Annotated in this window: 8 protein-coding genes; 7 read left to right on the top strand and 1 reads right to left on the bottom strand. The window is 58.0% G+C overall.

Annotated elements, in window-relative coordinates; translation table 11 throughout:
- Positions 1 to 2 precede the first annotated feature (2 nt).
- Entirely contained in the window at positions 3 to 1055 is a 1053-nt protein-coding gene (locus MK208_RS07175; protein WP_294115788.1) for a substrate-binding domain-containing protein, read from the bottom strand.
- A gap of 204 nt (positions 1056 to 1259) precedes the next feature.
- Here MK208_RS07175 and MK208_RS07170 point away from each other — a divergent pair, with 204 nt between their 5' ends.
- The 7 genes from MK208_RS07170 (at position 1260) to MK208_RS07140 (ending at position 11562) form a co-directional block, all read left to right on the top strand.
- Positions 1260 to 2618 carry an ABC transporter substrate-binding protein gene (locus MK208_RS07170; protein ID WP_294115384.1) on the top strand — a complete coding sequence of 453 codons (1359 nt, stop codon included), beginning with the start codon at positions 1260 to 1262 and terminating at the stop codon, positions 2616 to 2618.
- Positions 2619 to 2699: 81 nt separating this feature from the next.
- Complete coding sequence (locus MK208_RS07165) at positions 2700 to 3926, top strand: sugar ABC transporter permease (protein WP_294115383.1); 1227 nt, start codon at positions 2700 to 2702, stop codon at positions 3924 to 3926.
- A gap of 11 nt (positions 3927 to 3937) precedes the next feature.
- Entirely contained in the window at positions 3938 to 5101 is a 1164-nt protein-coding gene (locus MK208_RS07160; protein WP_294115382.1) for a carbohydrate ABC transporter permease, read from the top strand.
- Between the two features lie 70 nt (positions 5102 to 5171).
- On the top strand, positions 5172 to 6818 hold the full coding sequence (locus tag MK208_RS07155) for an alpha-glucosidase family protein (protein ID WP_294115381.1): 1647 nt from the start codon (positions 5172 to 5174) through the stop codon (positions 6816 to 6818).
- Entirely contained in the window at positions 6811 to 7932 is a 1122-nt protein-coding gene (locus MK208_RS07150) for an ABC transporter ATP-binding protein (RefSeq protein WP_294115380.1), read from the top strand. Before MK208_RS07155 ends, MK208_RS07150 begins: the two co-directional genes overlap by 8 nt.
- A gap of 277 nt (positions 7933 to 8209) precedes the next feature.
- Entirely contained in the window at positions 8210 to 9109 is a 900-nt protein-coding gene (locus MK208_RS07145) for a phosphate/phosphite/phosphonate ABC transporter substrate-binding protein (protein ID WP_294115379.1), read from the top strand.
- A gap of 2 nt (positions 9110 to 9111) precedes the next feature.
- Entirely contained in the window at positions 9112 to 11562 is a 2451-nt protein-coding gene (locus tag MK208_RS07140; RefSeq protein ID WP_294115377.1) for a response regulator, read from the top strand.
- Positions 11563 to 11596 lie beyond the last annotated feature (34 nt).

The following is an 11596-nucleotide window of genomic DNA, read 5'->3' as shown; positions in this document are numbered from 1 at the left end:
CTCTACTTTTCTTGTTCCATAGCTTGCCGCAACGCTGGAGCCTGCCCAGTCGAGCGCCCCACGGTCAGAACCGCTTCCAGCATCTCTTGATGCACCGGCGCGCCCGGCGTTGCGATCTTGTTGATCAAAGCCTGCGCCACATGTCGCCCGGCTTGGCGAACGGACGAGCGCACAGCTGTAAACGCTGGCTCATCCCCATCATTGCTAAAGTAGCTCAGCGCGTCATCGTGGATCACCACAGACACGTCTTTGCCCATCTCCAATCCCGCATCGGAAATCGCACGCCGCACCCCGATGGCCGGAATAATCGACGACGCGACAAACGCCGTAGGAGGATTGTCCGCCGCCAGCAGTTTGCGCGCGGTTTCAAAGCCGAAGTTCTCGGTCATTTCCTCGTGGAACATCAGCGCCGGATCAACCTGCACCCCACGTGCTTCGAGCGCCGCGAGGTAGCCAGCGCCACGGCGCGTCGCAAAATCCATGTCCGCCAAACCATTCAGCAGCGCAATCCGCCGGTGCCCCAAGTCTAACAAAAACTCTGTCACCCGCTGAAACGCGCGGGTGTTGTTCACATCCACCCAGCTATAGTCTGCGTCAATTTCGGTGGAGCGCCCGTGCACCACAAAGGGCACGCCAAGTTCGCGCAACAGCGCAATCCGGCTGTCATTCACCTTGGGGCCGTGCACGATGATCCCATCCACCGCGCCGCGCGACACCAGCTTGCGATAACTCGCCTCCTCGGAATCGTCATCGACGACCGACAGCAACAGGTCAAAACCATTGTCCGAGTAGATCTCTCCCGCACCCGCGATGAAATCCGCAAAAATCGGGTTCACCATCTCGTGCTTCTTGGACACCGGCAAAACATGCCCGATGGTCATGGCCTTTCCGGTCGCCAGCGTTTTGGCCCGCGTGTTTGGCGCGTAATTATGTGCCCGCGCCGCTTCCATCACTTTCTGCCGCGTTGATTCGCGCACTTCCGGATAGCCATTGAGCGCCCGACTCACCGTTGTCTGGGACAATCCCAGCAAGTCCGAAAGCTCTTTTAGGTTCATTGACTTCTTTTTCATTTATCAAAGCGCTTTGATTAATGAGTCGTGCTTTTCTCTTGTTTTTGCACGATCTGCGCAGCGCTCCTCCCGTTTTTCCTAATAAATCATAAGCATCATGGTGACAAGCAGGCCGTTTTCTTCACCGTTGCAATTTTCAAAGCGCTTTGGTAAATTGGTTTCCAGTTCATGAAACTGGGAGGAACTCTCATGAAACCGACTCTTTACGCAGGCGCAGCCGTTCTGGCCCTGACCGCCGGCTCTGCGATGGCTGACGGCCATCTGAAATTTGCGCCCGGCGAAGGCGCCTTCAACTGGGACAGCTACACCGCATGGGCCGAAAACGCGCCGGATCTGTCTGGCCAAACCGTGACCGTCGCTGGCCCGTGGTTGCAGCCCGAAGATGACGTCTTCCGCTCCGTGCTGGCGTATTTCACCCACGCCACTGGCGCCGAGGCGATCTACACCGGCTCCGACAGCTTTGAGCAGCAGATCGTGATCGACGCCGAAGCCGGCGCTGCCCCAAACATCGCCGTGTTCCCACAGCCAGGTCTGGCCTCTGACCTCGCCGCACGCGGCCTGTTGCACCCGCTGCCAGCATCCATGGGTCCATGGACCGTGGACAACTACGGCGCAGGCCAAAGCTGGGTTGATCTGGGCACCTACGCCGACAAAATGGGCGCCGATCAGCACTACGGCTTCTTCTACAACGTCAACGTCAAATCCCTCGTTTGGTACGTGCCGGAAAACTTTGAAGACGCAGGCTATGAAGTGCCTGAGTCCATGGAAGACCTGCGCGCACTGACCGAGCAGATCGTCGCTGACGGCGAAACCCCATGGTGTGTCGGTCTGGGCTCCGGTGCCGCCACCGGTTGGCCAGCCACGGACTGGGTTGAAGACATCATGCTGCGCACCCAGCCAGCAGACGTTTACGACGACTGGACCACCAACAAAATCGCCTTCAACGACGAGCGCGTTGTGGCTGCGATTGAAGAGTTCGGTTGGTTTGTTGGTGATGACGCCAAAGTTTCCGGCGGCGCCGGTGCAGTGGCCACCACAGACTTCCGCGACAGCCCAAAAGGCATGTTTAACTCCCCTCTGGAATGCTACATGCACCGCCAGGCATCTTTTGTGCCGGCGTTCTTCCCAGAAGGCATCGAGTTTGGTGAAGACGTAGATTTCTTCTACTTCCCATCCTACGAAGGCAAAGACCTCGGCAACCCGGTTCTGGGTGGCGGCACACTGATGGCGATCACCAATCCATCTGATGCCACTTCCGCGCTGATGGAGTTCTTCCAGCTGCCGGTGGCCCACGAAGTCTTCGCGGCACAGTCCGGCTTCCTGACCCCGCACAAAGGTGTGAACCCAGAAACCTACCTGAACGACGCGCTGCGTGGTCAGGCAGACATTCTGGTGAACGCCACAACGTTCCGCTTTGACGGTTCCGACCTGATGCCAGGTGGTGTCGGCGCAGGCTCCTTCTGGACCGGCATGGTTGACTTCACCAGCGGCAAAGACGCCGCCACCGTGGCGCAGGAAATCCAGGATAGCTGGGACGCGCTGAAGTAATTCTTCACACACGACAACAAACTGCCCCCTCGCGCGCACTGCGCGGGGGAGCCCACTAAAACCTCGGGGGGGGAGCGCGTCATGTCACCAGCAGTGCTGGGTCTTGTGACCATCATTGTCGGAGTTGGGGGATGCCTCGGGTATTTCTACCTCTCCAACCTATTTCTGGACAAAGTACTGTTTCCGGCACGCGGCCCCAACGCAGGGCGCAACATCAACCGTGCCAACATGGTCCGTCCTTGGCTCTTCCTTGGCCCCGCGATTGTGGCCCTCGGCCTTTATCTCGGCTACCCGGTGTTTGAGACCCTGCGCCTGTCCCTGACAGACCGCACGCAAGACGACGCTTTTGTCGGCCTCGCCAACTACCAACAGATGTTTGCCGAACCCAAGTTCTGGGAAGCCATGCGCAACAACATGCTCTGGCTGATTGTTGTCCCCGCCGCTTCCACCGCTTTTGGCCTTTTGGCGGCCCAGCTCACCGACCGCATCAAATGGGGCGCCTTTGCCAAGTCTCTGATCTTCATGCCCATGGCGATTTCTTTTGTGGGCGCCTCGGTGATCTTCAAATTGGTCTATGACGCCCGCCCGGCTGGCAACGAGCAGATCGGCATCTTGAACGCTGTATGGATGCAATTTGACGGTGGCTTTGGGTCCATCCTGTTCCTGAAGGTCGTCCCTGTCCTGATCCTCGCAGCCTTTGCCGCCATCGTGGCCTATGTCGGCTGGCTGCTGCTCCGCCCAATTTTAGACGGCAAGGACAACATCGTCCTGAAGGCCCTGCGCGCCTTTTCTGGCCTTGTTAGTCTCTATATTGCCGTGATCGCGCTGCGCAACATCCTCGACATCATCGGCATGGACTTCCCATACGGCCAGCCCCAGACTTGGCTGACGCTTCCGTTCTACAACAACTTCTTCCTGATGGTCGTGCTGATCTGGATCCAAACCGGCTTTGCCATGGTGATCCTCTCCGCCGCCCTGCGTGGCATCCCAGAGGAAACCGTCGAGGCCGCGATTGTCGATGGTGCCAACCCGTTCCAGATCTTCTTCAAGATCAAGGTCCCACAGATCATGCCCACCATTGTGGTGGTTTGGACCACCATCACGCTGGTCGTGCTCAAGGTCTTTGACATCGTCTTCGCGATGACCAACGGCCAGTGGGAAACCCAGGTGCTGGCCAACTACATGTACGACAAATTGTTCCGCGCAAACGACTGGGGCGTAGGCTCCGCCAGCGCCATCATCATCATGCTGCTCGTCTCCCCGATCCTGATCTGGAACGTGGTGCAGGCCCGCAAAGAAATGCGCTGAGGAGAGAGATCATGGATAATATCGCAGGACGCAAATCCGGTCTTTCCTGGGCAGTGAACCTCTCTGTTGTTGTTCTTGTACTGCTCTGGCTGTTCCCCACCGTAGGCCTACTGGTGTCGTCTTTCCGCACCGCGGATCAAATTGCCGCCTCCGGCTGGTGGAAAGCCTTGTTCCCTTCTGAACAGGTGGTGCAGCTGCGCACCGGCGGTGCTGAGGCTGCCACGCAAGAGGGCGAGCTTTGGGTGGTTAAAGGCAATCTGCTGGAAGAGGCAGAAGATGGCCCCGAGACTGGCACAGAAATCACTCGCTTTGGGGTTTCGTCCAAAGCTGTGGACGCCTACGCCGTGGGCGAGGTGGCCAGCTTCACCAAAGATACCAAGACCTTCACCATGGACGCGGAAGGCAACTACCGATTCACTTCTACCAAAGAGCTGAAAAAGCGCGGTCAGCGCGTTTTCATCACCGCCACCTTGCCGCCTGAGTTCACACTCGCCAACTATGATCAGGTGCTCCTGTCCGGCAACAGCAACGACAGCATGACCAAAGCGTTTCTCAACACGCTGACAGTCACTATTCCGGCCACAATCATCCCAATTGTGATTGCCGCCTTCGCCGCCTACGCGCTGGCATGGATGGAATTCCCGGGCCGTGCCTTGCTGATTGCGGCCGTGGTAGGACTGCTCGTTGTGCCGCTTCAATTGGCGCTAATCCCACTGTTGAAATTGCACCTCAACATTGGCATCGGCAAAGGCTACCTCGGCGTCTGGCTGGCCCACACAGGCTTTGGCCTGCCGCTCGCGATCTACCTGCTGCGCAACTACATGTCCGGCCTGCCCCGCGACATCATCGAAAACGCCAAGGTCGACGGCGCCACCGACTTCCAGATCTTCACAAAGATCATCCTGCCGCTGTCCTTCCCAGCGCTGGCCTCCTTTGCCATCTTCCAGTTCTTGTGGACCTGGAACGACCTGCTGGTCGCCAAAGTGTTCCTGATCGACAGCACAGGCAACACCACGGTGATGACCAACCAGATTGTCGAACTGCTCGGCACCCGCGGCGGCAATTGGGAAATCCTTGCGACAGCCGCCTTCGTTTCCATCTCGGTGCCGCTGCTCGTGTTCTTTGCGATGCAACGCTACCTGGTGCGCGGCCTTCTGGCTGGCTCCGTCAAGTAACAAACAGATACTAACTTGGCCCAAATGGGCCTGAATACCGGACACACCCATGACTTATCAGGACCCGACCATGACCCAGGATTCCGCACTCATCACAGACCCCGATTGGTGGCGTGGTGCGGTGATCTATCAGATCTACCCGCGCTCCTACCAAGACAGCAATGGAGACGGCATTGGCGACCTCGCCGGCATCATCCAGCGCCTGCCGCACGTGGCCTCGCTTGGCGTGGACGCCATCTGGCTCTCGCCCTTCTTCACATCCCCGATGTTGGATTTCGGCTATGACGTGTCCGATTACCGCGATGTCGACCCAATGTTTGGCACGCTGGCGGATTTTGATCGATTGATCGCCAAGGCTCACGAGCTTGGCATCAAAATCATCATCGACCTGGTTCTGTCCCACACCTCGGACCAACACCCGTGGTTCATTGAGAGCCGCGCGAACCGCACCAACGCCAAAGCGGATTGGTTTGTCTGGGCCGACCCCAAGCTGGACGGCACGCCCCCAAACAACTGGCTCTCCATCTTTGGTGGCCCGGCCTGGCAGTGGGACACCTCCCGCCAGCAATATTACCTGCACAACTTCCTCGCGGAACAGCCGGACTTGAACTTCCACAATGCCGAAGTCCGTCAGGAACTGCTCGATGTGGCCCGCTTCTGGCTGGACCGTGGCGTCGACGGCTTCCGTCTGGACACGGTGAACTTCTACTACTGTGACGCACAGTTGCGCGACAACCCGGCCCTGTCGGTTGAAGAGCGCAACGACAACATCGCGCCTGCCGTGAACCCCTACAACCATCAGGAACATCTTTACGACAAGAACCAGCCGGAAAACCTCGGCTTCCTGCAAGACTTGCGCCGACTGCTGAACGAATATGACGCCATCACCACTGTGGGCGAAGTGGGCGACAGCCAGCGCGGCAGCGAAATTCAGGCGATCTACACCGGCGGTGGCGACAAGCTGCACATGGCCTATGACTTTGCCCTGCTCTGTCAGGCCCACCCAACCGGCACCCGTGTGGCGGAGATCATGCAGACCGCCGAGAGCTTTGGCAGCGACAGCTGGGGCTGCTGGGCCTACTCCAACCACGACGTGGAACGCCACGGCTCCCGCTGGAATCTGTCTGACGCCGCCCAGCGCACCTATGCCGCTTTGTTGATGTCCTTGCGCGGTTCCGTCTGCATCTATCAGGGGGAAGAGCTTGGCCTGCACGAGGCCGATGTGGCCTTTGAGGACCTGCAAGACCCCTACGGCATCCGCTTCTGGCCCAAGTTCAAGGGCCGCGACGGGTGTCGCACCCCAATGGTGTGGAAATCGGACAACCAAAACGGCGGTTTCTCGGAAGGCAAACCATGGCTGCCGGTCAGCGCCGAACACCTCTCCAAATCGGTTGAGGCGCAAGACGGCACCCCCGGCTCCATGCTGACCTTCTACCGCGACCTGATTGCCTTCCGCAAAAAACAAATGCCGCTACTGAAAGGCATCTACGAGCTGCTGCATGCGGACGAGACCCACATCCGCTTTGTGCGCGAACATGACGGCAAAGCCGTACTCTGCGCCTTCAACCTTTCGGACGAAGAACAAACCTTCGACCTGCCCACCGGCGACTGGACCATCGACACCAATGCGCCTTTCACCCTGAGCCAAGATGGCGCAAAGGTGACCTTGCCCGCGTGGCAAGCCGCCTTTGCCGGAGGAGACAAAGGAAATGGCTGATCTCATTCTCAAAGACGTTGCAAAGTCCTACGGTCCGGTGAACGTCCTCGCCAATATCGATCTGGAGATCGAAAAGGGCGAATTGGTGGTATTTGTCGGCCCCTCCGGCTGTGGCAAATCCACCCTGCTGCGCATGATCGCCGGGCTAGAGCACATCACCTCCGGCACGCTGGAAATTGACGGCACTTTGGTCAACGATGTGCCGCCCAGCGAGCGCGGCATTGCGATGGTGTTCCAATCTTACGCGCTTTATCCGCACCTCACCGTGCGCGAAAACATGTCCTTTGCGCTGAAAATTGCCAAAATGAGCACCGCAGAGATCAACGAGCGCGTGGAGAAAGCCGCTAAAACACTCCAGCTGCACAACCTGCTCGACCGCCTTCCCAAGGAGCTCTCCGGTGGTCAGCGTCAGCGGGTGGCCATCGGCCGCTCCATTGTGCGTGATCCCAAAGTCTACCTGTTTGACGAACCGCTTTCCAACCTCGACGCCGCCCTGCGTGTGGCCACTCGCATCGAGATTGCCCAACTCAAAGAATCCATGCCCGACAGCACCATGGTCTATGTGACCCACGATCAGGTCGAAGCCATGACGCTCGCGACACGCATCGTGGTGCTGGCCAGCGGCGGTATTGCCCAGGTTGGCACGCCACTGGAGCTCTATGAGCGGCCTGAAAACGAATTTGTTGCTCAATTCATTGGCTCTCCCGCCATGAACCTCCTCCCCGGCAAGATTACTGGCACCGGCGCGACCACCACAATCGCGCTGGATGCTGGGGGCACGGCCACCTCCTCCGTGCCTTCCTTGCCGGAGGACATGGGGCGGCAGGTCAACATTGGTGTGCGTCCCGAAGACCTAGTCACCACCGAAGGCGATGCAATCTACACCGGCACCGTGAACATCACCGAAGCCCTAGGCGAAGTGACCCTGCTCTACTTTGAGCCGCAAGGCGATGCAGAGCCGGTGATTGGCAAACTGCAAGGCATCCACCGCGACCTGAAAGGTAAACAGGTCTCGCTGACAGCCGATCCCGCCAAAGTGCATGTGTTCGCCGACACGCAGTCGCTGCTCTACCGCGATCGACCAATCAAGCACATCGAAAAGAACGCACACTAATGCACCATTTCCCGAAATGCGGGAAATTGGTGTTACTCTGGCAAATATCTGGCGTGAAAAGACTTTTCGCGGCAATCTTTGTTCATGGTGCACTGCGAAGTCGAATCATGTGAGTTTTCTCCGGCGCTCTGGGCAGCGCCGGAAAGCTTTTTTACAAAAATTCGTGGGCAATTTACCGCATATTTGCAGATATTCGCCCGATCGCGGCATTCATTAAGCGATGGTTTAGACTTTCCTAATACCGCCATTAGGAGGTCGTAAATCACCCCGGATGCCCATGTTTAGAAGGAACATACTCTGCTTTGTCTTCAGCCTGACCTGGCTGACCACCTCTTGGGCGCAAGCAGAGACTCTCAATTTGGGCACTCTCAACGAAGGCATCCGCGGTCAAATGCGGATTTTCCAGCCACTTCTCACCTACCTCGAAGACGAATTGAAAGAGATTGGCATCTCCGAAGTCCGCCTTGTGGTGCACCCCAGCACCCAGCTCATGGCCGAGGCAATTTCCCGCAGAGAAGTGGACATCTTCATCGACAGCCCTCTGGTGGTCGCCAAAGTGGCCCAACTCTCCGGCGGCGTGCCTTTCCTGCGCCATTGGAAAGATGGGCAGGCCAGTTATTACTCGGTGATCTTCACCCATGTGAACAGTGGTGTCATCTCATTGGAAGACCTGGCTGGTCGTCGCATCGCTTTAGAAGACTACGATTCTTCGTCCGGCTTTATCCTGCCGGCCCATATGCTGCTGAACACCGGGCTGCGCCTGAAACAGCTTCGCGCCCCCGGCGCCCCGCATACCAGTGACGAGGTTGGCTACTTCCTGACCTACAACGACAAGAACACCATGTTCTCCGTCGCTTCCGGCCGCGCCGACGCCGGCGCCACAAACCAGAAAAACTACCTTGATCTTATGGAAGCACGCCCAGACGAATTTCGCATTCTGGCCATCTCCGATAGGTTCCCACGCAGCGTGCTGATGCATCGCCCCGGGCTGTCTGAGGACCTATTGAACGAACTGCGCTTCACGCTGAAAGCCATGAACAAAGCCGAAGACGGTCGAGCGGTTCTCAAAAGCTTTCAAAACAGTGCGGGATTTGATGAATTTGCTGCGGGATCAAAACGCACTTTTGCACCTATATTGGAGATTCTACAGGATCTCGAAGACGCGGGAATTGACTGACCATGGCCGCAGCTGACGACAACACCAACAGCCGCATGTCCAAAATGCGCAAGTCCCTGACCTACGGTCTTGGGCGGCGCATGACCGTGTATTTTGGTCTGATGATCGGGGCTTTTGTATCTACCCTGATTTACCTCAACACCATCACGCAGCTGGAACTGGTTCACACCCGCTTCTCAGAACGCTCAGACTCTCTCGGCATTCTCATTCAAGAGGTCACGCTGCCGTACCTGTTTGAGGGCCGCCCGGCGGAGCTCGACATCATCTACCAGGAACTGATGCGCCAGCCCGACATCCTAGCCTTGCGCTTCATCGACCCCGAAGGCTTCCTGCTGGTGAACGGCTCGTCCGAAGGCAACGCACTGTTTTTGGGCCGCGTCGAAGATCCGCTGGTCACCGAGGCCGTCGCCTCCGAAACCACCCATATCCGCAACCTAGAGGGCCGCATTCAGGTGGCCGTGCCCGCAATCTATGGCAATGTGAACTACGGCACCATCCGCTTCGATCTGGACGGCACTGCTGCCAACCGCGAGGTCAACCTGGTGCTGCGCCGCAACCTGATGTTTGGCGTTTTCTTCACCCTCACCGGCATCCTGCTGTCGATCTGGATCTCGCGCCGCCTGACCGAGCCACTGGCCCGCCTCAACAGCGCCACCGAACGCGCCGCCAAGGGCAACCTGAACCAGTCCATCGTGATCCGCACCAACGATGAGGTCGAAAGCCTCGCCGACAGCTTCAACCTGATGCTGGGCAACCTGCGTGCCTGGGTGAAATCCCTGGAAGACACCCAAACCAAACTGGAGATTTCCTCCGACGATCTGAACGCCAAAAACGCAGAGCTTCAGGTGGTCGCAGAACAGGCCAAAACCGCCGAACGGGCCAAGTCACAATTCCTGGCCCGTATGAGCCACGAAATCCGCACCCCGATGAACGGCGTGTTGGGCATGACGGAACTTTTGTCAGACACCGACCTGACCGCCAACCAGCTGGGTCTGGTGGATTCCATTCACACCTCCGGCACCACCCTGCTCAACATCATCAACGACATTCTGGACTTCTCTAAAATCGACAGCGGTCACATGACCCTGCGTGACGAGCCCTACCGCCCGCTGGAGCTGGTGGAAAACACTGCCCAGATGCTGTCGTACCAAGCTGGTCAAGCTGGCGTGGATCTCATCACACGTGTGGAACCGGACTTGCCCAAATCGTTGCTGGGCGATGAGTCCCGGCTCAAGCAGGTCATCATCAACCTGGTTGGCAACGCCCTCAAGTTCACCGAGGAAGGGTATGTTCTGATCAATACCACCCTCAAAGACGAGAACGGCAAACCCTTCATGCAGGTCGATGTCTGTGACACCGGCTGCGGCATTCCCGAAGAGAAACTGGCCACCGTCTTTGACCAATTCACGCAGGTCGATGGCTCCTACAGCCGCAAGCACCAGGGCACCGGTCTCGGCCTCGCCATTGCCAAGGGCTTTGTGGAGCTGATGGGCGGTCGCATCTGGGTAAAATCCACTGTCGGCACCGGCACCACCTTCACCTTCAACGTGCCACTTGTGCAGCCAGATACGCCTTTGCCGTCTCTCCCCATCGATGGCGCCAGCCTCAACGATATGAAGGTGATGGTGCTGCAATCCGAACCGACAGCGCTGTTTGTGATGAACGAGGTAATGTCCTCCTGGCACGGGCAGGTGACCACCTTTGAATCCGCAAACGAGGCGCTAAAAAGCCTGCGCGAAGCGGCAACCAACGGCGTGCCATATGATGTCGTCCTGACGGAGATGGGACTGCCCGACATGGACCGAGAGGACCTATTCCGCGCGATTCACCACATCAAAGGGGATACGCACACGCGCGTGATTGCGCTGCGCCCGATGGACGATGCCATCCATCAGAACGGGTCTGAACACGACTTCACAGATAGCGAGGTGATCAAGCCGGTTCAAACCGCAAAGCTTCTCGAAGCGTTGACCACGCCACACAAAGCAAACACCCGTCGGAAAACGGATCTGGAAATACATGACAACCAGCCAGCCAATGGTACGGCTCAAAAACGCGTTGCCACGGAACTCACCAAACCTGTTTCCGACAAGACCATATTGATTGTGGACGACAACAAGACCAACCGGAAGTTGATCGAGATTTTCCTCAACCGCTTGGGTGTTACGCACCACTCAGCCAGTGATGGTGAGCAGGCGGTCGAGTGTTACCGAGACGTCCACCCAGATCTGGTGCTGATGGATGTTTCCATGCCGGTGATGAACGGTCTGGACGCCACCCGCGAAATCCGCCGCCTGGAAGGGGCCAACGGCGATTTCCGCACCCATATCATTGGCCTCACCGCCCATTCCGCGCCGGAAGACCGCGCCGCCTGTCTGGACAGCGGCATGAACGCCCATATGGCCAAGCCGATCAAACTGTCCCAGCTCAAAGACGTGATCTCACAACTCTGATTGCAAAGCTGCGCGGCCCTTGGCAACACTGTCC

It is taken from the genome of Shimia sp. (genome assembly GCF_022448905.1).
Taxonomy (GTDB): domain Bacteria; phylum Pseudomonadota; class Alphaproteobacteria; order Rhodobacterales; family Rhodobacteraceae; genus Shimia.
This window is presented reverse-complemented; position numbering and strand designations above follow the sequence as displayed.

Bases quoted from the DNA above. Each gene is read 5' to 3' on its own strand.
- MK208_RS07160 (WP_294115382.1), top strand. From the start codon at position 3,938: ATGGATAATATCGCAGGACGCAAATCCGGTCTTTCCTGGGCAGTGAAC.
- MK208_RS07170 (WP_294115384.1), top strand. From the start codon at position 1,260: ATGAAACCGACTCTTTACGCAGGCGCAGCCGTTCTGGCCCTGACCGCC.
- MK208_RS07165 (WP_294115383.1), top strand. From the start codon at position 2,700: ATGTCACCAGCAGTGCTGGGTCTTGTGACCATCATTGTCGGAGTTGGG.
- MK208_RS07175 (WP_294115788.1), bottom strand. From the start codon at position 1,055: ATGAACCTAAAAGAGCTTTCGGACTTGCTGGGATTGTCCCAGACAACG.
- MK208_RS07140 (WP_294115377.1), top strand. From the start codon at position 9,112: ATGGCCGCAGCTGACGACAACACCAACAGCCGCATGTCCAAAATGCGC.
- MK208_RS07155 (WP_294115381.1), top strand. From the start codon at position 5,172: ATGACCCAGGATTCCGCACTCATCACAGACCCCGATTGGTGGCGTGGT.
- MK208_RS07150 (WP_294115380.1), top strand. From the start codon at position 6,811: ATGGCTGATCTCATTCTCAAAGACGTTGCAAAGTCCTACGGTCCGGTG.
- MK208_RS07145 (WP_294115379.1), top strand. From the start codon at position 8,210: ATGTTTAGAAGGAACATACTCTGCTTTGTCTTCAGCCTGACCTGGCTG.